Genomic DNA, 20,952 nt, shown 5'->3' on the forward strand with positions numbered 1-20,952 from the left:
TTTATGCCAAAAAGCGGCTTCGTAGGTATTATAGGGAAACCGAATGCCGGAAAATCAACATTGCTTAATTGGCTTTTAGGAGAAAAAATAGCTTTGGTTTCCCCTAAGGCCAATGCTTCGAGAAAAAGAGTAAATGCAATTGTTATGTATAAAGACAATCAGATAATTCTTCTTGATACACCCGGACTTCATGAAAAAGAAAAACTTCTTAATAAATTTATGTTAAATGAAGCGCTTAAAGCTTTAAGTGACAGTGATTTAATACTTTTTTTAGTCGACATCAGAGACGATATAAAAGGTTATGAATGGTTTTTGGAATTAAATAAAAAAAATATACCGCATATTTTAGTTCTTACAAAAACTGATTTAGTTTCAAAAGAAGATATTGCAAAAAAAATAAAAGATTATGAAAAAATTTCAAAAGCTCTTAAAATTATCACTGTAAGTGCCGCTCTTGGAAATGGAAGAGAGGAATTATTAGACGCTATTGTTGAATATTTACCGGAACATCCTTATTATTACGACCCGGAAATTATTTCAACAGAAAATATCAGGGATATATATAAAGAACTGATAAGAGAAGCGCTTTTTGAAAAACTCGGTGATGAAATTCCTTATGAAGCAGATATTTTAATAGAGAAATTAGACGAATATGAAAATTTGGATAAAATTTATGCTACAATTATTGTTGAAAGAGAATCCCAAAAAGGAATGGTTATTGGCAAAAAAGGCAAAAAAATAAAAGAAATTGGGATTTATGCCCGAAATCTTTTAGAAGAATTCAGCTCCAAGAAGATTTATTTAGAGCTTTTTGTAAAAGTTGTGAGAGGATGGAGTAAAAATAAAAAAATGCTTGAAGAACTTGGATATGAGGTAGAAACATGAAATTAAAAGAAAAAATAAAAAATTTTACATCTAATATTAAGTTTTTAAAAAAATACAATTATGATGTTGATAAAGTTGTCGGTATAAAAGACGAAGAAGCTTATATATTATATGCAGACAAAAAATTATTAAGAATATATAGAGACAGCTTAAAATCCACTCCTTTATTAAATACATATATTCCGATTGAAAATGCCATATTTTATAATTTTGAAATTGATAAAAATATTTTGGAAAAAATAGAACTGGATAAATTTATTGAAACTAAAGTATATGAAGAAACAGGTATTGACGAAACAGAAAAATATGTAATTAAATATAAAATTGTAGATTTGTTAAAAGATGATAAAAAAGTAATAGTTGAAACGATAATTGTTTCGCAGACTTTAATAGAAAATCATTTTAAAGCAATTTTAAATAAAGTAGGTTATATAGATTATGTTTCTTTTCCTGCATTTTCCTATAAATCTTTATATGAGGAAAAAATTCTTACATTGGCAAATGATATGTTTGTCGTAATTCTTGATGACAAAATATTTATTACATTCTATTCGGAAGGTAAAATTGTAAAAATTGTTACAATTTCCGGCGGATTAAATAAAATATATGAAAAAATATCAAAATTAAATATTGCAAATTTTGATATGAAAATTTTTATAAAATTATTACATCAAAAAGGAGTCGATCAGAGTAAATATAATCCAAAAGAATTTGTTGTTTACAATGAGCTTATTAAAGAATTTAATATATTTGCAGGCATAATTGAGGATCAGATAAAAAAATTAATAGATATATATAATATAGATAATATAGATAGGCTTTTTATAACTACCAAATATGGTAATGTTGAAGGGTTAAATAGATATTTTTATAAGTATATAAATATAGATACATTCGATTTTGAATTTTATGAAAATTACAATCTGGACAGACTGCCAATTGACCCGCTTTTATTTTTGGGAATGCTTGAAACACATTATGCTTATAAATATAATGTTTTTACGTATAATTTTTCTTTATTCTTAAGAGAACCAACGTTTTTTTACAGACCGAGCGGCCAATTCGTATTGAGTGTAAGCGTTGCTACCGTTATTTTTGCAGCCGCCCCGTTATATCTTTATATCGACGGTCTGATTTATCATCATAAAAACAATGTGTTAAATTCACATATTAATAAATTAAATAAAGAAATTTCTGCCCTTATAATACAAAAAAACGGATTGGATAATAAAAAGAAATCCATTGAAACCGTAATAAAAAAATTAAGCCATGATATAAAAGAAGATAAAAAATTAATAAACGAAGTTTATAAATTCAAATACTCCTATATTCCTAAATCTCAGGAATTAACAGATATAACACTGTTTATAAATAAAAATAAAGTATATATAAAAAATTTATCATATAAAGAAAATGAATTTATTTTTAACGTTTTTGCCGATAAAGATTCCAATATTGCCAATTTGATAAACGATTTGACAAACAACGGATTTAATGTTTATACAGGGGGTATTGTTTTGAAAAATAAAAAATATATTTCTGAAATTAGGATAAAAGAATGAAAAATAAAAATTTTTTAGACAAATTTTTTGAAAACAAAACAAAAAAAGATGTTTTATATATTCATATAATTACTATATTTTTGCTTGGATTTATAATTTATTATTTTATTTATCCGTTGGCTTCTTCTTTTAAGACAAAAGAGGAAAAAAACCATCAAAACAACGTCCAGACTTTAAATCATTTAAAAATACAAAAAAATGTTTATATTACCCAAATTGCAAATTTGCGTAAAACAATAAAAAAACTGGAATTAAGCAAAAATTCTTTACATAAACAAAAGACTTTTTTCGATGATTTAATTTCATTGCTGGATTTTGCAGAATTTAATAAATACAAATGGGCAGAATATGTCAGAAATATTGTATATGATGCAAAAAATGAAGGTCTTAAACTGATGAATTTTGCAAATAGTTTATATAAAGACACAAAACACAGTTATATTAATAAAAAGATGGATATTATAGTGAATGTAAAAGGCGAATATAAAAATTTGATTTACTATATTTACAAATATGAAAATACAAAAGAACTTTTAAGGGTTAATGAATTAAATGCAACCGATAAAGGCGAATATATGATAAAATATACACTGTACGGATATGGAAAATGAAAAAGATATTATTATTGACAATAGCGGTTTTAGCGTTTGCTTCAAAGCAGGAATATTTGGAATATACAAATAAACTGGTCACTTATAATTTTAAATTAAATAATATAGATAAAATAAAATCGCCTTTTTTTAAACCTAAAAAGTTATTGTTTATGAATAAAAAAATAAACAAAAATGTTAAAAAAATAGTGCATATTACTTTGCTTTCTTTACTGAATAACAGTGCATTTATAAAAATAGAAGAATTTATGGGTGATGAAAAGATAAAAGAGTATAAAAAATGGGTGAAAAAAAACAGTAAAGTTGAAAACTGTAATGTGGAAAATATTTGCAGTGATAAAATTATTTTAAACTGTAACAATAAAAAACTTGTAAAAAGACTAAATGAAAAAACATTAAAAATAAGGATTGAAAAATGAAAAAATTAATAATTATAGTGTTTATTGCTTTAAGTGTTTTTGCAAATGCAAATGAATGTAATAATAAATTTTTTTCATATTCAAACAGCATTAATCAAAATGAAAGAATGAGTATAAAAGATTTTTTAAATTTATTGGTCACCCAAAAATGCGGTATAAATATTGTGTATGATGATGAGGAAGCCAAAAAAATTGTTTCAGAGAAAATGCCTTTTGTTAAAATAAAACATTATACATTAAAACAAATACTGGATTTGCTTCTTTCAAAAAGGGATCTGTTTTATACAATGGATAATGATACATTGGAAATAAGTTTTTATAAAACAAAAACTTACAAACTGGATTTTCTCACATCTTCAAGAACAGGTGAATCTAATTTGGACGCAACAGACAGTAAGGTAAAAAATACATACAGTTTTGATTTCTGGGACAAAATAGAAGACAACATAAAAACAATTTTAAAAAATACATCTATAGATTTTAAACCTCCGGTAATAGATAAAGCTGCAGGTCTTATAACTGTAACAGGTACAAAAAAACAGATTAAAGAAATTGACAAATATGTTAATAATCTAATGAACAGACTTACAAAAGAAGTTTTAATAGATGTAAAAATTTATACTGTTGAACTTTCCCGTTCTCATAAAACTGGTATTGATTGGTCAAAACTAAATATATCATTAAATAATGCAGCAGTGCCTATGAATCATTTTGCTAGCCAACTTGTTGGAAAAGAATCTATTTTTAATTCTGCAACTTTTAATTTAGATGGATTATTAAATTTCCTTGCTCAAAACGGAAACGTAAATTCACTCTCAAATCCTAAAATAGTAACACTAAATAATCAAAAAGCTATTATCAGTGTAGGGGATACAATAAACTATAAATATGCTTCGAGTGTAGTAAACAGCCCTAATGCTGCGCCTTCAATACAATATACAATAGGTTCTAAATTTGTGGGTGTTGTACTTGACATTACACCCCAGATTAATGACAACGGAGATATTATTCTCAGTATTGCACCGAGAATAAGCTCTTTTAAAAATCCTAATCAGTTAACTAATCCTAACAGAGACATGCCTCCGGACACAAGAGACAACACAATGCTTAGCATTGTAAAATTAAAAGATAATGACACATTGGTTCTTGGAGGTTTAATTACAAAAGATGATACATTAAGTGTAAACGGGGTACCTGTTTTAAAAGAAATACCTTTAATTAAATATCTGTTTTCTTCAAGAGAAAAAATTACCAACAGAAAAGAACTTGTATTTGTAATAACTCCACATATAATTGACTTTAGTAAGAAAAAAACGCTCAGGGATTTAGGTTTTGGTCAAATTAAGTGAAGCAAAAGAATTATTTAGAGATGTGGTTGATGTAAATAATTATATTCCTCTGGCAAGCAGCGAAAAATTAAAGATTGATTTATTGAATGCCCTTAATCAGAAAGAGAAGATGATTTTTATCTCAGGCCAGGCAGGCAGCGGTAAGAGTATGGTCTTAAAATCGATATATGAAGAATTGAAAAATGATAAAAATCTTTTTTATATATCAAATCCTTATCTGGAAATAAATGCTATTTTAAATATCCTTAAAACGTTGGATATAAATGAACATTATTTTTTGTTTATAGACGAAGCGCAGTTATTGGAAGATTCTGTATTGGAAAATTTAAGAATTTATACTGATAAAGGCAATTTAACAGTTGTTTTTGCCACACACGATACAGATTTGAATAAACTACTGCAAAAAAAACATTTTAAAACGAGAATTAATTATCTGTTTAAAACTGTTCCAATTAATATGTTTGAAATAGAATATTTTATTAATACTAAATTAATAAAGGCGGATTTAATACCGATTGTTGAAAAATTTAATACAAAACATTATAAAAAGATTTATAAATATACAAAAGGCTCTTTAAGAGGTGTTAATCAATTTATGTTTAAATTATTTGATGTAATGGAATTTTTTTATAATAAATATAATGATGAGATTTTTAAAAATATAAATAAATATATAGAAATAACGTATATGGATTTAAAAGGCATTTAATGCATAAATATGAAAGACTGGAAAAATTATATTATAAAAAAAAATATGTAAAAATTTTTTTTATTTTTTTATTTATATTAATTATTTTGTTAATTTTAATATTTTTTCTAAAAAGAAATAAAAAACCGGAAAAATCACCCGTGTTTAATATAAATGTTTTAAAAAAAGAAGAAAACAATACTTATGGTCAGAAAAATATAACAGAAAAAAATTTAACTAATAAAAAAACGGTTTTTTATGAAAAGAATCTAACTCTTAAGAAAGAAAAAAAAGACAAAAACACAACATTAAAAACAAATAATACCAATACTAAAAAAGAAGTTCTCTCTTTTATAGTCCCAAAAGTAAATCTTAATGAAAACAATATTACAACAAAACAAAAAAAAACTGAATCAAAAGTGAAAAAAAATGATAAAAAGAAACTTAAAAATGAAATAAAAGCGAAAATAAAAGAAAAACCTTTAATAATCGAAGAAAAAGCAAATATCAACGATTTAATTAAATCTTATAATCAAAATCCGGATTATGACATTGCAATTCAGATTTCGAATTTATATTTAAATAAAAATATGTTGGATTTGGCTAAATTATGGGCATTGAAAGCAAATAATTTGAATCCTTCCAAATATGAAAGCTGGAAAATATTTGCTATTATTTTGTTAAAGAAGAATCAAAAGCAAAAAGCAAAAGAAGTGTTAAAAACATATTTAAATGATTACGGGGATAATGATGAAATAGAAAAATTATTAAGGAGTATTGATGAATGAACATATTTTTAAAGAAATAAAATCACTTCCGCCTTTGCCAAAAAGTATAATGGAAATTCAGAGAATCACAAATGACGCAAATTCTTCAATTTCTGATTTGGTAAAAGTTGTAAAAGAAGACCCTATGCTTACGGCAAATTTGCTTAAAGCCGCAAATTCCCCGCTTTACGGATTTACAAAACAGATAAAAAGTGTTGATCAAGCTGTTTCGTTATTCGGTATGGCAACAGTTAAAGGCTTCGCCGTTTCTTTCGCAATAAAAAATACACTGAAATTTGATTTGAGTGCATATGGAGTGGATGAAAATAGATTTCATGATGTTTCAACAAAAAGAAACGCCCTGGTTCTTTACTGGTATAAAAAAAATAGAAAATATTTAGATATATTGGCTACTAATTCATTTTTAATAGACCTGGGTGCCGTTGTTATATCTTTGGTATTAAAAAAACTTGGAAAAGATAATGAATTCAAATCAAAATTAACTATTGACAACAGAAATGAAATAGAAAAAGAATTTGTTGGAATGACAACAGCGGAAGTAAACGCAAAAATTTTTACTCATTGGGGATTTAGTGAAGATTTAACCCTTTCTATGAAAAATATTGATGCTCCAAACGGTACTTATGAAAAAGAAAGTGCATCACTCCTGAGCTTAAAAACATTAATAAATCTCTTAAATGGATTTAATGAAGAAAATGAAAAAAAAGCGATAAAAATCGCCAACAAATATAATTTAGATACAGATTCTTTAAATGTTGCTATTGCTTTAATTTTAAAAGGAAATGATTGAGGGAATTTATATACAAACTTATAAAAGGAATTGACAGAAAAGATATTCCAAGGGATAAAAGAGATATAGTTAATGATTTACTAACTTTAAAAATAGTGACAAACAAAAAAACAATAAAATTAAAGTCCAAATATATACCTGGCAAAGTTGATATCACACAAAAAGGTTACGGTTTTTTAATTCCCCTTTCAAAAGGAAAAGATTTATTAATAGAATCTTATCATTTAAATTCGGCCTCTAAAGGCGATTTAGTAATTGCGGAAAAACTTTTCAATAAAAAAGGTAGGCCTAAAGCAAAAGTTGTTTATATTATTGAAAAAGCTTTTGCTTATACTGTCGGATATTTGACTTTTGAAATTAAAAACGGAAAAAAAATTCCATTAATTAGAAATATAAAAACCAATCTGCCGATTTGTGTAAATGTTACTAAGAAAGCCCTAAAAAAACTTCCTCCAAATGCGGTGTTTAAAATTATACATCTACAATCGAGGAAATTCTAGGTGTGTTGGATGATCCATGGGTTGATGAAAAAATTTCACTTGCTCTTTATAATAAAAAAGAAGAGTTTTCGAAATTTGCCATACTTGAAGCTGAATCTTATGGTGATTTTGTAGATAAAAGTATGTATCCGCAAAGGATTGATTTAACAGAAAAATATTTTTGTACCATAGACCCTGTGAGCGCAAAAGATCATGACGATGCAATTTATTTTGATAAAGATGAAAATGCTCTTTATGTTGCTATTGCAGATGTGAGCGAATATGTATATTTAAATGGAAATATAGACAAAGAAGCAAAAGAAAGAGGGTTTAGTATTTATTTTCCGCATAAATCTGTTCCTATGCTACCTCGTGCACTTAGTGAAAACATTTGCTCACTTAAAGAAAATGAAGATAGAATAAAGTTTACTTTTAAAATAGTTTTAGATAAAAATAATAATGTAATTAAAGAAGAATTATTTGAAGCAATTATAAATTCAAAAAGAAAATATTCTTATGAAAGAGTAGATGAATTTTTAGCCGGAAAATTGGAAAATATTGACAAAACAGATGAAGAAATACTTTCATGGTTATTACCTTTGTGGAAGAAAATTAAACATATAAGATATGAGAGATTAAAAACGGGTCTTGATTTTGAAAGCGATGAAATCAGAATGAGTCTTGATGAAAATAGGAATGATTAAAGATGTAACAATAGAAGAAGAGACACCGTCTCATTCATTAATAGAAGATTGTATGCTGTCTTGCAAATAAAGCTGCAGCTAAAATGATTGATTACGGAATTTTCAGAGTGCATGAAAAACCATCAACAACTACAATCAAATGAACTTTATAATAATTTATTATCCCTTAGGAATTGAAATAAATGAAAAAGAAGATTTTGTAAAAAACGTAAAAAATATTACAAATACAGGCAAAAAAACTTAGAATAAAAAAAGAGATGGATAAATTAATAATCAAATCTCAGCAGCAGGCCAGTTACGATGCCGAAAATTTAGGACATTACGCTTTGGGATTTGATAAATATACGCATTTTACTTCACCAATTAGAAGGTATTCTGATTTAACCCTGCACAGATTGCTTAAATCAATTATAAAAAATGATGAAAAAATGAAAAATTTTATTTTAAGAAATATTGAAGCACTGGTTGTTAAAATCAGTGAGCTTGAGAGAGAAGCTATGAAAGTAGAATGGGATTTTTATGACAGAAAATATGCAAGAGTTGCTAAAATGAATATTGGACAGATTTATAAAGGCATAATTGAAGATACTGAAATTCCGCCAATTGCAAAAATCTTGGAAGATAAACTTCTTGGAAGCAGGGTGTTTTTAAAAGATAAAAAACAATTTAATTTGTTTGAAAAAGTGGATATTGAAATAATTGATTCAAATATTGCAACTGCAAAAATAAGAGGAAAAGTAAAAGATTAGAAACTATAATCTAATCCGAATGCCATCAACAATGCTCCTCCGTCTTTAAATGTTCCATTTACAATAGTTCCGTCTGATTATTTTTTAAAGTACCATTTCTTTCTTTTTGTTTTGCATAAAGTACAGAAAATCCTAGACTCATTCTATCATCCATTTTATATTTAAAACCACCTGAGAATATATTTTTATCACTGTCAGGCAGTGAAAAATCTATGGTATCATCAGGTACTGGAGTTTCATCATAAGTATATCCAAGCATTGCAGTAAGTTTTTCGGTGCATTGATGTGTAAGTCCTATTCTGTAAGTGTTCGCATCCTTCCAATTTTTAGGAATTGGCGTACCGAAAATGGCTTCTACATATGGATTATTAAAATTAAAATCAAGTTCTTTATAATCAGACCAAAATGTTCTCTCAAGTACAAATTCCAATGTAGTTTTATTAAATGTTTTTGCAAATGCTAAATTCAATGCTGCAGGCAAAGGAATCTTTACTTTTCCATTTGTATTGAACGAAATTAATGTTGATAAATCTGCGGGATTATGTGTTAATAAATATTTACTGTAATACCCGCTTGCATCTCCGTTTAGGCTCATGTTTATTTTGGAGCGGTAAGTAAGTGCAAGTTTAATATCTCTGCTGTCGTTTTGATAAGAAGCAGCAGCGTTCCATCCAAAATCCATAGAATCCCCGTTTAAATACTGGGAATATAATCCGGCTTTAAAAGCATTTGCCGTCCCTTCACTTCTGAGTGCCCTTACACCAAACGCAACTGCCAGGTTGTTATTTATTTTATAGGCAATATTCGGATTAATTTCAAGTGTTTTCAGTGTAAATTCTTTTGCTCCTAATTCCGGAACTGTATCATCCCATTTTTTTGAAAGTCCGGCCGGGGTTGTTATTGAAATACCCCATCTGAAACTGTTATAATCTTTTGAGCTGAAATGAAACAGAGGAATAAAATAATCTTCTTTTCTTGATTTATAAACGTCTCCGTTATTGTTGTCAAATTCTATCTGGTATAAATGAATATAACTCATTAAAAATTCATAATGATTTTTATTGTCATTAAATGCCATATTGGCAGGATTGTAATAATTGGCATCAGCCCCGTTTGCGTCAGCCACGTTTGCAGCACTTAAAGCCATACCGTCAATGGATTGTTCCGGTATTTTATAACCGTTTGCCAAAAGTAAAACAGATGAAATTAATGAGAATGCTACAATTTTTTTCATTTAATCTCCTTTTGAGTTATTGTATAATTTTAAAAAAGAGGATTAAATGAATAAAAAAGAGTTTGATTTATTAAAAGAGATTCCAAATTTTGTTGTGTTTTACGGTAATGAATTTTATCTGGAAATGTATCAAAAAAAGTTGGAGGAAAAATTTAAAAATGAAAATATATTAAAACTCTATTTTGATGAATTTGATAAAAACACTGCAAAAACACATTTATTGGAAAATTCTTTGTTCGGCGGTAAAAATATTTTGATTGTAAAAACAAATAAATGGAATAAAGAAATAGAAGAGCTTAAAAAGTATTCAAAAAACAACTACTGTTTTATTTTTTATACGGGAAATAAAAAAATAAAACTCTCTAAAAACGACTTTGTAAGGTTTTTTTCACCTTCTTATAAAGAAATTATAGAATATATTAATTTGTTATCAAAAAAAGAAAATGTTCTTCTTTCAAATGAAGCAAAAAATTTTTTGGCCAAAAGTATTGAACCTCTGTTTTTAGCCCAGGAAATAAAAAAACTAGCATCATTTAAAAATGAGATATCTTTAAATGACGTAACTGATTTGGTGTTTTTATACAAAGAGGAATCTTTTGAAGATTTGTTTGTAAAGATTTTGAGCGGAGCTGATTTTTTTGATGATTTGAAAAGCATATTGGAAACCGCAGATTTTAAAAGAATAATACCGGCTCTTGTAAACTATATCACCAATCTTTATCAATACAATCTTTATATAAAAAAAACAGGCTCTTCAAACCTGAAAAACTTTTTGGGTTATCAGCTCCCTTTTGATATTGAAAAGAATCGGGTCAATATAGCAATTAAATTAAAAGAAAATGATTATAAAAAATTGCTTGATTATTTATTAAATAAAGAATTGTCAATAAGAAACTCTGATAAAGAAAAAGAAGCTCTTTTTTGGGAAGCAATGATTTGGCTTAAGAATTACCACTCTTTTTAAATATGTTTTTAAATTTTTTAGCAGCTTTTGTAAGCCCCAGTTTCATTCCTGCATATCTCATCATTTTTGCCATTTGTCTGTATTTTTCTTTTTCATAGCAGGGATTGGGGCATTTTCTGCATCTTGGCTTTGGATTATTAGGGCATTCAGTCAATCTTTCTATTGCATAAGAGAGCAGATTATGACATTCTTCACATAAATTTATTTCAAAATTTAATTCTAAATCTTTGTAATTGACATTATATTTTTTTATAAACTGGCCAGTATGTTTATCATTACAATAAATAGGAAAAAATTTTTTTAATGTTTCGACTTCATTTTTAAATTTTTCTTCAGTCATAAGAACCCTTTTTATTTATTATATAAAAAGAGTCTGTTTTATTCATTGATACCAGTCAATTTTCCATTTTCCATTCTCAATTTTCCATTAATAAAATTTTGCCTTATGGCTTCATAAAGTACAATTCCACTGCTGACGGCCAAATTTAGGCTTCTGCCTTCTTTTGTCATTGGAATGGTAATACATCTGTTTTTATATTTATTTAATATATTTTCATCAATTCCTTTTGTCTCGCTTCCGAAAATGATATAATCTCCCATATTAAATTTTGCCTTAAAATATGGTTTATCTGTTTTAGTAGTGGCAAAATGGCATTTGTCAATATCAATATTTTTTAAAAAATCATCTGTGTTTTCCCATACGGTTAAATCTAATTTGTCCCAGTAATCAAGCCCGGCTCTTTTTACGGCTTTTTCCCCGATATCAAATCCAATAGGTTTTACTATATGAAGCTTTGCCCCGGCATTTACACAAAGTCTTCCTATATTTCCCGTATTGGGCGGAATTTGAGGGTTAAAAAGTACAATATTAAACATCTTTTTGCCTTTTGATTAAATAACTTAAAATTTTTGCTACAGCTTTTGGTTTTTTTGAAAAAATGTTTTTTAACCTCTCTTTTATAATTTGTGTCTTGATTTCTTCTATATTTTTATTTCTAACTTGGCAACTTGGATACTTGACTACTCACAACTCACCACCCCGCCGCTTTGCAAGCGGCCGGGCAAGCTCACTACTCACTATAATATTATTGTTTTGTTTGCATAAACAAAAATTCTATCTTCTATAGCTTTTTTTATTGCACGTGAGAGAACTATTTTTTCAATATCTCTTCCCTGGATTCTCATCTCTTCCCAGCTCATTTCATGGTCTACCCTTATTATGTCCTGTTCTATTATCGGACCGTCGTCAAGATTGTTATTTACGAAATGTGCCGTTGCCCCTATAATTTTCACACCTCTGTCGTAAGCCTGTTTGTAAGGGTTTGCACCTATAAATGCAGGTAAAAACGAATGGTGAATGTTTATTATTTTGTTTGGAAATTTTTCAACAAAATTTGGAGTCAGTATTCTCATAAATTTTGCCAAAATTATATAATCCGGATTTGTTGGCATAATAATTTCAAGCATTTTATTTTCATGCTCGGTTCTGTTTAAATTTTCCGCAGGTACATAATAAAAAGGAATATTGAATTTTTCAACCAAATCTTTTAAATTGTTTCTGTTTGCGATAACCCCGATAATTTCTATATCCAAATCCCCTGAATACTGTTTTATTAAAATATCCCCCAACGCATGTGCCTCTTTAGTAGCCAGTAGGAAAACTCTTTTTTTTCTTTTTTTATATATTCTGACATTGGCACAGGAAACTTCTTTTAAAATTTCTTCTTTTAAATTTTCTTTGTCTATTTTTCCGGTTATTACAGCCCTAAAGAAAAATTTGTTGTTTTCTTTATCCACAAATTCCTGTTGCGATTCGATATTGAAATCATTTTTATATAAAATTTTTGATATTTTATAAATAAGACCTTTTTCATCATTACAGTCAATTAATAATGTATATTGCATTTTTAACCTTTTTTTATAATTATTTTATCATAACTTCTTATTTCGTTTAATATTGAAAATCTCGGATTGTCCGGGTTTATGTTTTTTGGTTTGTATTTTTTATTCCATAAATTTTCTTTTTTCAACCATTTTTCACAGCAGTTAAAGTTTAATATGCTGAATGTATTTAGCGGATATTTCAAAGCCAGGGCGTATAAAAACCTGTTGGTAACGGTTTTTGGACACTTTTTGATTTTTATTTCCCTTTTTAATTTATTTGGCGGATTTAGCTGTTTTATTATAAATTTATTATTTAAATGTTTGTAATAAAGAAGATGATACAAAAAATATCCTTCAAGGGGGTTTGATTTATAAATTTTTGCCAAATGGAAAAATTCTTTTTTTGAAAAATCTAAATTAAATAATTTTTTTGCAATTTTTAATATTATAAAATAATAAAATCCGTAGTATAAAAATTTTGAATTAAACATTTTTTCAAATTCTCTGTATATTCTTTCTTTGCTCAAATCGTTTAATTTTATTTCTTGACACAGTTTTACAGTTTCAAAAGCCACTTTAAATTTTAATCTTGAGGCAAACTGCATGGCTCTTAAAACCCTCAAGGAATCTTCTTTGAATTTTTCATTATTTATGTGTCTTATTGTTTTGTTTTTAATATCTTCAATTCCGCCCCAGAAATCCAAAATTTTTCCGCTGAAAATATTTTTCATCAATGCATTCATAGTGAAATCGCGTCTTGAACTTGCTTCTTTTTCATTTTGGATTAAATTTACTTCAAAACCCCTGTGGCCTGGTGATGTTTTCGTTTCCATGCGGGGCAGGGCAATATCGAAATTTTTCCATTTGTATACAAAAAAACTTTTACCTACTCCTTTTGCCCCGAGTTTTTGCATTAATTTATCAAATTCAAGAGGTTTTATATCATAAACTTCTAAATCAAATTCTTTTGGAGCTTTGCCCAGAATCTCATCCCTTACGGCGCCGCCTACAATGTAAACTCTTTTAGTGTAAGGTGCAAAAAATTTTTTTAAAAATTCTAAATCCTTATATAAATCTTCACTCCTCACTACTTACTGCTCACTATTTTCACTATTTCAGTTTTTCATCGATTTTTACCAATAAATATTCCAGAAAATTTAATGTTACATCAAGTTTGACATCAAGATTTTGGGTGTTTGGAGATTGAAGCCCTTCAAATAGAATAAGCAGTCTTTCTTTAATGTGCGAAAGAAATTTTTTATCTTCGCAACTGTTTTTATTTGCATTATCTTCCACAACTATTGAATTTTCTTCAAGTTCCTGCAATGTTTCAAGTATTGTTTCTTTTATATCCATTTTTTTTACCTTGTTTAATCCAACATTCAAGATTTAACATTTAAAATTAAAATATAAGCCATTTTTCAAATTCGAATCTGTTTTTTTGATTTATTTCGTTAAATTCTTTTAATTTCAAAATATTTACACCTTTAAATTTTTTTCTTTTTTTCAGTCTTTTAATGGCTTCTATTATTTCCTGGTCTTTTTTTTCTAAGCTTTCATAAATCTCCAGGGCTTCTTTTTTAAAACCCTGTGATTCAAGTATTTTTGCATATGTTTTTGTTTTAATCTTTAACGTATTCGGCAATTAAATCCCCCATTTTTGATGTATTTACCACTTCTTTTGCGTCAAATTCGGCTAAATCCGGTGTTCTGTAACCTAAGGCCAATACTTTTTTTATTGCTTTTTTAATTCTTCCGGCGGCATTTAATTCGTTTAAATATTCCATCATCATAGCGGCACTTAAAATTGTAGCAATAGGATTTGCTATCCCTTTTCCCGCAATATCAGGGGCACTTCCGTGTATAGGTTCGAAAAGTCCGACTTTTCCTCCAATGCTTGCACTTGGAAGAAGTCCGATGCTTCCTATAATCATACTTGATTCATCGCTTAAAATATCTCCGAAAATATTTCCTGTTAAGATTATATCAAACTGTTTAGGGTTTCTTACAATCTGCATTGCCGCATTGTCCACATACATATGGTTTAAACTGACTTCAGGATATTCTTTTGCAATTTCTTCCACTATTTCTCTCCAAAATTCGCTTACTTCGAGGACGTTTGCTTTATCGATAGAGGTTACCCTTTTGTTTCTTTTCATTGCTTCTTTAAATGCAACGTGTGCTATTCTTTCAACCTCTTTTTTTGTATAAATCATTGTATTATAGGCTTTTTCATTATCTTTATATCTCGGCTGGCCAAAATAAATTCCGCCGGTGAGTTCTCTTACAACTACAAAATCCACACCTTTGACAATTTCACTTTTCAGGGTTGAAGCATTTATCAGTTCGTCAAATATCATGGCAGGGCGTATATTGGCAAAAAGTCCCAGTTCTTTTCTAAGTCTTAGCAGTCCGCTTTCCGGTCTTTTTTCTTTTGGCAAATTTTCCCATTTATATCCTCCGATAGAACCAAATAAGACGGCGTCGCTTTCAAGGCTTCCTTTTATTGTTTCATCGGGGCAGGGAGTCCCGGTTGCGTCATATGCACTTCCGCCGAGCAGATATTCTTTATAATTAAATTTTATATTTTCCGCTTCACCGAGCGCATTTAATACTTTTATGGCTTCATTCACTATTTCAGGGCCGATTCCGTCGCCTTTGATAACTGCAATATTATATGTTTTCATTATTTTCCTTTATTTCCCTTGCATAATTGATAAGCCCCCCCGCGGCAATTAAATTTTGCATAAAATCAGGAATTGGCGTAAATTTATAAACTTTGCCTGTATCAATGTTGCTTATTATCCCCTTATCCATTTCTATTTTGATTAAATCGCCTTCGTTTATTTCGTCACTTTCAAGCAGTTCAAAAATAGGAAGTCCCATATTAAAACTGTTTCTATAAAATATTCTTGCAAAACTTTTGGCTATCACTGCAGCAATTCCTGCTGCTTTTAATGCTATTGGGGCGTGTTCCCTGCTGCTTCCGCTTCCGAAATTCCATCCTGCCACAATAATATCGCCCGGCCTTACTTTAGCCGGAAATTCAGGGTCAGCATCTTCCATTACATGTTTGGCAAGTTCATGAGGGTCTGACGTATTGAGATATCTTGCCGGAATAATCAAATCTGTATCTATATTGTCTCCGAATTTCCATACTTTTCCAGTTATTACATTCATAAAAATCCCTTTTTTTCAAAATTTTACCAAATCTCAGTTTAAATTGCTATTAAATATCCTATTCCAAGCCCTGCAAAAGATAATAAAAAAAAGAAAAAAAGCTCCTTTGTTAATTTTCTTGCTATAAAAACGGCAATAAAAAATTTTACAATAGAATTTGTTATACTTGCGATAATAATACCGTTTAGAGCACTGATGGAAGAAATTTTATTATGGGCAAGAGAGCTTAACGAAAGAGTTATTGCATCTACATCGGTAATTCCGGAAAAAAACGATAAAATATAAATTCCTATATTTCCGTATCTATTATTGACCAGTTCTGCGGCTGCGTAAATAACCGCAAAAATAATTGCAAATTTAATAGCTTCGTCAATTTCAAGTGGATTTTTTGATTTCAGCTGCATTGTCAGTTTTTCAGAAATTGATTTTTTATATAAATTATATGAATAGGAAAGTCCGAAAAGCGTGGCAAGGAGATAGGGAATCAAGATTTTTTTTGACAAATCCTGATTTACAATTAATGTTTCGATATAAACCCTTGCAAACATTATAGCATTTGCTATTGAAATACCTGCCGCATAAAGATAATGGTTTTTTTTATTTTCTCTAAACATTCTGCTAAGTGTGAAAGTAACAGCGGTTGAGCTGAAAAGGCCTCCCGCCGTTGCTGTTATTAAAATGCCTTTGTTTCCTAAAATTTTAAGGGAAATATAGCCTAAAAACGATAATGCAGATATTAATACGGCCATAAGCCAGGTTTTATACGGATTGAATAAATTATAAGGGTCTATTGTTTTATTTGGCAGTATGGGAAGTATCAAAAATGTCATAACCAAAAGTAAAACCGCCGCATTGATGTCATTTACGGAAATTTTTGCCTCTAATTCTTCCAATTTTGGTTTTAAAGACAAAACAACAATTATTATAACGCCTATAAAAATGGCGTATTCCACTTTTCCAGCATAAACCAGAATTCCCAGAAAATAAGAAATAATGGCGGCAAAATGTGTGGTTGAACCCTGTTTTTTATAATGAATAACTTTTAATAAATAAGCACTTACAGTGAGGCTTCCTATAATAATTAAACTGATATATAAAAAATAAGGATATCTGTCATTTAACCATGCGCTTATAAATCCTGCAAGAGAAATAAGGGCAAAAGTTCTGCTCCCTGCAAATGAATTTATGTTTTTGGAATTAAATCTAATACTTCTTTCAAGCCCTATACTGAAACCTATAATAATGGAAATTAATAAAAGTTTTAAAAATTTCAAATCCAAAATTAAGCCTTTTTTATTATTATATTAAAATTTTGCTAAAATTATAAAAAAAAAGGCGTATTTTGAGAAAAGCGGTTGCATTTACAGGTCCGAGTAATTCGGGAAAAACAACATTGATTGAAAAAATTGCCAAAAGGCTTATTGGCTCATACAAAATAGCGATTATTAAAAATGATCCGGCCGACAAGGCAAAATTTGACAAAGTCGGCAAAGACAGTTACAGATTTTATTCAACCGGAGCGGAGGTTGTTGTAACATCTCCCACCAGAACCACTTATTTTTCTCACAGACAAAAATCACTTGATGAAATTATAAATATGATAAACGATTTTGATATTTTGCTTGTTGAAGGGCTTAAATATTTGCCTCTTCCGAGAATTGGGATATTCAGGGGTGATGTTGATGAAAGTTATTTCAGATATATAAAAGCCGTGGCCATTGATGAGAGTGTGGATAAAAGTAAAATACCTCAAAATATAGAAATACTGAATTTAAATGATACGGATCAGATAATCGAATGGGTATTGAATAATGCAAAAGAAGTGTAAAAATAGTGAGTAGTGAAAGGTGAGTAGTGAGTAGTGAAAATAATAAAAAGGAGCGGGTATGACCGAAATAATGGATAGAATAAAAAATATAGCCATTGAAATAAGCAGTGCTATTAAAACACAGGATACCGGTAAAGTGGACACATGTAATATAAGCGGGGATGTGCAGGCAAAACTTGATGTAATAAGCGATGAAATTGTTGAAAAACATTTAAGCTGCACTTCAAGTGTGGCACAGATAATAAGCGAAGAAAAAGAAGACGCCCTTACTTTAAATGAAAACGGTAAATATTTTGTTGCTTATGACCCGCTTGACGGGAGCAGTTTAATAGACGTCAATTTAAGTGTCGGAAGTATTTTCGGAATTTATAAAGGGGATTATGCAGGGGAAAATATTGTTGCTGCCGCATATATTGTATACGGTCCGAGATTGGAGCTTGTTGTAGCCAGGGACACGGTGGAACTTTTCAGATTTAATGAAGAAAAAAAAGAATTTGAATATATAAAAGAATTAAGACTTTCTGAAAAAGGAAAAATATTGGGGCCCGGGGGCACTCAAAAATGCTGGTATCCATATCATAAAAAAATGATTGATAATTGTTTTAAAAAAGGTTACAGACTCAGATATTCCGGAGGAATGGTGCCGGATTTACATCAGATTTTATTAAAAGGAGGGGGGCTTTTTGCTTATCCTGCCGCAACCGATAAACCGAAAGGCAAACTCAGAAAACTTTTTGAAGTGTTTCCTTTTGCATATGTGTTTGAGCGTGCAGGAGGTCTTGCGACAGACGGGGAAAATAATATTTTAACTCTGGGGTATGAGCATTATCATGACACCACTCCTTGCTTTCTTGGAAGTAATTATGAAATAGAAAAAGTTTTAAATACTTATAAAGGAAAAAAATGAGCGACTGCAGTACATATTATTTAACAACGCCTATTTATTATGTAAACGATGTGCCCCACATTGGGCATGCGTATACGACTATAATTGCTGATTCCATTGCAAGATATGCAAGGCTCAAGGGAATTGACACCTTTTTTTTAACAGGTACTGACGAGCATGGGCAAAAAATTGAGGAAGCAGCCAGAAAAAGAGGCAAGAGTCCAAAAGAATATGCGGATGAAATAAGTGCAAAATTTAAAGAGTTGTGGGATGAATTTGAAATAAGCTATGATAAATTTATTCGTACAACAGACCCTGGGCATATAAAAGGTGTTCAAAAAGCATTTTTAACGATGTATGAAAACGGGGATATTTATAAAGATTATTATGAAGGGCATTATTGTGTGGGGTGTGAAAGTTTTGTGGCCCCTAGCCAGCTTGTGAATGATGAACTGTGCCCGGATTGCGGCAGGCCTACAAGAATTATAAAAGAAGAAAGTTATTTTTTCAGGCTCTCTAAGTATCAGGATAAAATTTTAGAGTGGCTAAAAACAAAAAAACCTATTTTGCCTGAAGCAAAAGCGAATGAAATTATAAGGTTTGTCGAAGACGGTTTAAAAGACCTTTCCATTACAAGAACTTCCTTTGAATGGGGCATTAAACTTCCAAAAGAGGTTAATGACCCAAAACATGTTGTTTATGTATGGCTTGATGCATTGTTTAATTATTTAACGGCACTTGGATACGGCAGCGGGGATGAAAGTTTGGTGAAAAAATACTGGCCTGCAAAGCTTCATATAGTAGGGAAAGATATACTTAAATTTCATGCTGTTTACTGGCCGGCGTTTCTGATGAGTATAGGATACTCCCTTCCGAAAGTAATAGCTGCTCACGGATGGTGGACAAGAGACGGAGAAAAAATGAGCAAAAGTAAAGGAAATGTAATTAACCCCAAAGAAGTCGCCGATGCATACGGAATTGAAAATTTCAGATATTTTATGCTAAGAGAAGTGCCGTTCGGGGCAGACGGTGATTTTAGTGAAAAAGCGTTAATAGACAGAATCAATAACGACCTCGGAAATGATCTCGGAAATTTGCTAAATAGAATTATAGGAATGGCATATAAATATTTTGACGGGAAAATAACTTCCCAAAATGTCGAAAAATATTTTTCAGGGGAATTAAATGAAGCGAGAAATATACTCAAAGATTTGGAAAAAACATATTTGTGGAAAATGCAGATACATAAATTTTTAGAAGAGTTATGGAAAGTTTTAAGTATCGGAAATAAAGCAATAGATACATACAAACCTTGGGATTTGATGAAAACGGGAGAAAATGAAAAAGCAGGCGCACTTCTTGGGCTTATTGCCAATTTATTGGCGCTTGTGGCGGTAAATCTGCATGCATTTATGCCAAAAACCACTCAAAAAATTGCCTCAACACTCGGATTTGAAATAAATGAAAAAAGTTTTAAAGAAATAATGGACGGGAAATTGATTGGAGATTTTATTATAGAAAAAATTCCTCCACTTTTTCCTAAAATAGAAAAACCTTTAATGAAAAAATCTGAAATTAAGCAAAAACCCCAAAATTTGGTAACAATAGACGAATTTTTTAAAACCGAGCTAAGAATTGGAAAAGTTGTTCAGGCTGAAGAGGTTAAAAAATCCAAAAAACTGCTTAGGCTGGAAGTTGATTTGGGAGAAGGTAAACCTCGTCAGATTATTGCCGGAATTAAAGAATATTACACGCCAGAAGAGCTGATTGATACTTATGTGTGTGTTGTAAGTAATTTAAAACCCGCTAAACTTATGGGAATGATTAGTGAGGGAATGCTTCTCGGGGCTAAAGATGAAAACGGTTTTTCCCTTATCAGACCTGAAAAACCTAAAAAAGTCGGAACGCAGATAAAATAGTGAAAATAGTGAAAACGGTGAGTAGTGAAAGTA

25 protein-coding genes are annotated in these 20,952 nt (G+C 29.6%); 15 read left to right on the forward strand and 10 right to left on the reverse strand.

Annotated elements, in window-relative coordinates; all coding sequences use genetic code 11:
• Window positions 1-3 precede the first annotated feature (3 nt).
• The 11 genes from era (at window position 4) to DZ64_RS13415 (ending at window position 9,024) form a co-directional block, all read left to right on the forward strand.
• Complete coding sequence (gene era, locus DZ64_RS0107240) at window positions 4-885, forward strand: GTPase Era (RefSeq protein WP_024790021.1); 882 nt, start codon at window positions 4-6, stop codon at window positions 883-885.
• On the forward strand, window positions 882-2,447 hold the full coding sequence (locus DZ64_RS0107245) for a hypothetical protein (protein ID WP_024790022.1): 1,566 nt from the start codon (window positions 882-884) through the stop codon (window positions 2,445-2,447). The genes era and DZ64_RS0107245 overlap by 4 nt, the downstream gene beginning before the upstream one ends.
• Window positions 2,444-3,058 carry a hypothetical protein gene (locus DZ64_RS0107250; RefSeq protein ID WP_024790023.1) on the forward strand — a complete coding sequence of 205 codons (615 nt, stop codon included), beginning with the start codon at window positions 2,444-2,446 and terminating at the stop codon, window positions 3,056-3,058. The genes DZ64_RS0107245 and DZ64_RS0107250 overlap by 4 nt, the downstream gene beginning before the upstream one ends.
• On the forward strand, window positions 3,055-3,477 hold the full coding sequence (locus DZ64_RS0107255) for a hypothetical protein (RefSeq protein WP_024790024.1): 423 nt from the start codon (window positions 3,055-3,057) through the stop codon (window positions 3,475-3,477). Before DZ64_RS0107250 ends, DZ64_RS0107255 begins: the two co-directional genes overlap by 4 nt.
• A complete protein-coding gene (locus tag DZ64_RS0107260) occupies window positions 3,474-4,826 on the forward strand; it encodes a type II secretion system protein GspD (RefSeq protein WP_024790025.1) in 1,353 nt (450 codons plus the stop codon). The genes DZ64_RS0107255 and DZ64_RS0107260 overlap by 4 nt, the downstream gene beginning before the upstream one ends.
• On the forward strand, window positions 4,810-5,535 hold the full coding sequence (locus DZ64_RS0107265; RefSeq protein ID WP_024790026.1) for an ATPase, T2SS/T4P/T4SS family: 726 nt from the start codon (window positions 4,810-4,812) through the stop codon (window positions 5,533-5,535). Before DZ64_RS0107260 ends, DZ64_RS0107265 begins: the two co-directional genes overlap by 17 nt.
• Window positions 5,535-6,302: a hypothetical protein gene (locus DZ64_RS0107270; RefSeq protein ID WP_024790027.1), complete on the forward strand. Its 768-nt coding sequence runs from the start codon at window positions 5,535-5,537 to the stop codon at window positions 6,300-6,302. The genes DZ64_RS0107265 and DZ64_RS0107270 overlap by 1 nt, the downstream gene beginning before the upstream one ends.
• Window positions 6,295-7,092 (forward strand): HDOD domain-containing protein, encoded by a 798-nt coding sequence (locus DZ64_RS0107275; RefSeq protein ID WP_024790028.1) that lies wholly within the window; start codon window positions 6,295-6,297, stop codon window positions 7,090-7,092. The genes DZ64_RS0107270 and DZ64_RS0107275 overlap by 8 nt, the downstream gene beginning before the upstream one ends.
• Window positions 7,089-7,592, forward strand: a complete 504-nt coding sequence (locus tag DZ64_RS13405; protein WP_024790029.1) for a hypothetical protein — start codon at window positions 7,089-7,091, stop codon at window positions 7,590-7,592. Before DZ64_RS0107275 ends, DZ64_RS13405 begins: the two co-directional genes overlap by 4 nt.
• A 2-nt stretch (window positions 7,593-7,594) precedes the next feature.
• Window positions 7,595-8,275 carry an RNB domain-containing ribonuclease gene (locus DZ64_RS13410; RefSeq protein WP_024790030.1) on the forward strand — a complete coding sequence of 227 codons (681 nt, stop codon included), beginning with the start codon at window positions 7,595-7,597 and terminating at the stop codon, window positions 8,273-8,275.
• 257 nt (window positions 8,276-8,532) lie between these two features.
• The gene (locus DZ64_RS13415) at window positions 8,533-9,024 is read left to right on the forward strand and encodes an RNB domain-containing ribonuclease (protein ID WP_024790031.1); all 492 of its coding nucleotides are present in this window, start codon (window positions 8,533-8,535) and stop codon (window positions 9,022-9,024) included.
• A 58-nt stretch (window positions 9,025-9,082) separates the two neighbouring features.
• Here DZ64_RS13415 and DZ64_RS10900 read toward each other — a convergent pair whose 3' ends face one another.
• Complete coding sequence (locus tag DZ64_RS10900) at window positions 9,083-10,258, reverse strand: OmpP1/FadL family transporter (protein ID WP_236618683.1); 1,176 nt, start codon at window positions 10,256-10,258, stop codon at window positions 9,083-9,085.
• Window positions 10,259-10,304: 46 nt separating this feature from the next.
• Here DZ64_RS10900 and DZ64_RS0107305 point away from each other — a divergent pair, with 46 nt between their 5' ends.
• Window positions 10,305-11,222 (forward strand): DNA polymerase III subunit delta, encoded by a 918-nt coding sequence (locus DZ64_RS0107305; RefSeq protein WP_024790032.1) that lies wholly within the window; start codon window positions 10,305-10,307, stop codon window positions 11,220-11,222.
• Here DZ64_RS0107305 and DZ64_RS0107310 read toward each other — a convergent pair.
• From DZ64_RS0107310 to DZ64_RS0107350, 9 genes are all read right to left on the reverse strand, one after another.
• Window positions 11,200-11,562 carry a nitrous oxide-stimulated promoter family protein gene (locus tag DZ64_RS0107310; protein ID WP_024790033.1) on the reverse strand — a complete coding sequence of 121 codons (363 nt, stop codon included), beginning with the start codon at window positions 11,560-11,562 and terminating at the stop codon, window positions 11,200-11,202. The genes DZ64_RS0107305 and DZ64_RS0107310 overlap by 23 nt on opposite strands.
• Before the next feature lie 38 nt (window positions 11,563-11,600).
• Window positions 11,601-12,098, reverse strand: coding sequence for a tRNA (cytidine(34)-2'-O)-methyltransferase (locus DZ64_RS0107315; protein ID WP_024790034.1), 498 nt, complete (start codon window positions 12,096-12,098; stop codon window positions 11,601-11,603).
• A gap of 201 nt (window positions 12,099-12,299) precedes the next feature.
• Window positions 12,300-13,127, reverse strand: a complete 828-nt coding sequence (gene purU / locus DZ64_RS0107320) for a formyltetrahydrofolate deformylase (RefSeq protein WP_024790035.1) — start codon at window positions 13,125-13,127, stop codon at window positions 12,300-12,302.
• Window positions 13,128-13,129: 2 nt separating this feature from the next.
• Window positions 13,130-14,194, reverse strand: coding sequence for a CCA tRNA nucleotidyltransferase (locus DZ64_RS0107325; RefSeq protein ID WP_024790036.1), 1,065 nt, complete (start codon window positions 14,192-14,194; stop codon window positions 13,130-13,132).
• 22 nt (window positions 14,195-14,216) lie between these two features.
• Entirely contained in the window at window positions 14,217-14,462 is a 246-nt protein-coding gene (locus DZ64_RS0107330; protein ID WP_024787902.1) for a hypothetical protein, read from the reverse strand.
• Window positions 14,463-14,508: 46 nt separating this feature from the next.
• The gene (locus DZ64_RS0107335; RefSeq protein WP_024787903.1) at window positions 14,509-14,751 is read right to left on the reverse strand and encodes a hypothetical protein; all 243 of its coding nucleotides are present in this window, start codon (window positions 14,749-14,751) and stop codon (window positions 14,509-14,511) included.
• The gene (gene leuB / locus DZ64_RS0107340) at window positions 14,729-15,793 is read right to left on the reverse strand and encodes a 3-isopropylmalate dehydrogenase (RefSeq protein WP_024790037.1); all 1,065 of its coding nucleotides are present in this window, start codon (window positions 15,791-15,793) and stop codon (window positions 14,729-14,731) included. The genes DZ64_RS0107335 and leuB overlap by 23 nt, the downstream gene beginning before the upstream one ends.
• The gene (locus tag DZ64_RS0107345) at window positions 15,780-16,286 is read right to left on the reverse strand and encodes a 3-isopropylmalate dehydratase small subunit (RefSeq protein ID WP_024790038.1); all 507 of its coding nucleotides are present in this window, start codon (window positions 16,284-16,286) and stop codon (window positions 15,780-15,782) included. Before DZ64_RS0107345 ends, leuB begins: the two co-directional genes overlap by 14 nt.
• 38 nt (window positions 16,287-16,324) lie before the next feature.
• Window positions 16,325-17,566: an MgtC/SapB family protein gene (locus DZ64_RS0107350; protein ID WP_024790039.1), complete on the reverse strand. Its 1,242-nt coding sequence runs from the start codon at window positions 17,564-17,566 to the stop codon at window positions 16,325-16,327.
• A 62-nt stretch (window positions 17,567-17,628) separates the two neighbouring features.
• Between DZ64_RS0107350 and mobB the strand changes: the two genes are divergently transcribed.
• Genes mobB through metG form a run of 3 tightly spaced genes read left to right on the forward strand, consistent with a single transcriptional unit; the run spans window position 17,629 to window position 20,919 of the window.
• A complete protein-coding gene (gene mobB, locus DZ64_RS0107355; protein ID WP_024790040.1) occupies window positions 17,629-18,114 on the forward strand; it encodes a molybdopterin-guanine dinucleotide biosynthesis protein B in 486 nt (161 codons plus the stop codon).
• Window positions 18,115-18,172: 58 nt separating this feature from the next.
• Window positions 18,173-19,021 carry a class 1 fructose-bisphosphatase gene (locus tag DZ64_RS0107360; RefSeq protein ID WP_024790041.1) on the forward strand — a complete coding sequence of 283 codons (849 nt, stop codon included), beginning with the start codon at window positions 18,173-18,175 and terminating at the stop codon, window positions 19,019-19,021.
• Window positions 19,018-20,919 (forward strand): methionine--tRNA ligase, encoded by a 1,902-nt coding sequence (gene metG, locus DZ64_RS0107365; RefSeq protein ID WP_024790042.1) that lies wholly within the window; start codon window positions 19,018-19,020, stop codon window positions 20,917-20,919. The genes DZ64_RS0107360 and metG overlap by 4 nt, the downstream gene beginning before the upstream one ends.
• Window positions 20,920-20,952 lie beyond the last annotated feature (33 nt).

This window comes from Lebetimonas sp. JH292 (genome assembly GCF_000523275.1).
In the GTDB taxonomy this organism is placed as follows: Bacteria; Campylobacterota; Campylobacteria; order Campylobacterales; family Nautiliaceae; genus Lebetimonas.

Bases quoted from the DNA above. Each gene is read 5' to 3' on its own strand.
- metG (WP_024790042.1), top strand. From the start codon at position 19,018: ATGAGCGACTGCAGTACATATTATTTAACAACGCCTATTTATTATGTA.
- DZ64_RS0107305 (WP_024790032.1), top strand. From the start codon at position 10,305: ATGAATAAAAAAGAGTTTGATTTATTAAAAGAGATTCCAAATTTTGTT.
- DZ64_RS0107270 (WP_024790027.1), top strand. From the start codon at position 5,535: ATGCATAAATATGAAAGACTGGAAAAATTATATTATAAAAAAAAATAT.
- DZ64_RS0107250 (WP_024790023.1), top strand. From the start codon at position 2,444: ATGAAAAATAAAAATTTTTTAGACAAATTTTTTGAAAACAAAACAAAA.
- DZ64_RS0107330 (WP_024787902.1), bottom strand. From the start codon at position 14,462: ATGGATATAAAAGAAACAATACTTGAAACATTGCAGGAACTTGAAGAA.
- DZ64_RS0107245 (WP_024790022.1), top strand. From the start codon at position 882: ATGAAATTAAAAGAAAAAATAAAAAATTTTACATCTAATATTAAGTTT.
- purU (WP_024790035.1), bottom strand. From the start codon at position 13,127: ATGCAATATACATTATTAATTGACTGTAATGATGAAAAAGGTCTTATT.
- leuB (WP_024790037.1), bottom strand. From the start codon at position 15,793: ATGAAAACATATAATATTGCAGTTATCAAAGGCGACGGAATCGGCCCT.
- DZ64_RS0107315 (WP_024790034.1), bottom strand. From the start codon at position 12,098: ATGTTTAATATTGTACTTTTTAACCCTCAAATTCCGCCCAATACGGGA.
- DZ64_RS0107360 (WP_024790041.1), top strand. From the start codon at position 18,173: ATGACCGAAATAATGGATAGAATAAAAAATATAGCCATTGAAATAAGC.
- DZ64_RS0107255 (WP_024790024.1), top strand. From the start codon at position 3,055: ATGAAAAAGATATTATTATTGACAATAGCGGTTTTAGCGTTTGCTTCA.
- DZ64_RS10900 (WP_236618683.1), bottom strand. From the start codon at position 10,258: ATGAAAAAAATTGTAGCATTCTCATTAATTTCATCTGTTTTACTTTTG.
- DZ64_RS0107260 (WP_024790025.1), top strand. From the start codon at position 3,474: ATGAAAAAATTAATAATTATAGTGTTTATTGCTTTAAGTGTTTTTGCA.
- era (WP_024790021.1), top strand. From the start codon at position 4: ATGCCAAAAAGCGGCTTCGTAGGTATTATAGGGAAACCGAATGCCGGA.
- DZ64_RS0107275 (WP_024790028.1), top strand. From the start codon at position 6,295: ATGAATGAACATATTTTTAAAGAAATAAAATCACTTCCGCCTTTGCCA.
- DZ64_RS0107345 (WP_024790038.1), bottom strand. From the start codon at position 16,286: ATGAATGTAATAACTGGAAAAGTATGGAAATTCGGAGACAATATAGAT.
- DZ64_RS0107310 (WP_024790033.1), bottom strand. From the start codon at position 11,562: ATGACTGAAGAAAAATTTAAAAATGAAGTCGAAACATTAAAAAAATTT.
- DZ64_RS13415 (WP_024790031.1), top strand. From the start codon at position 8,533: ATGGATAAATTAATAATCAAATCTCAGCAGCAGGCCAGTTACGATGCC.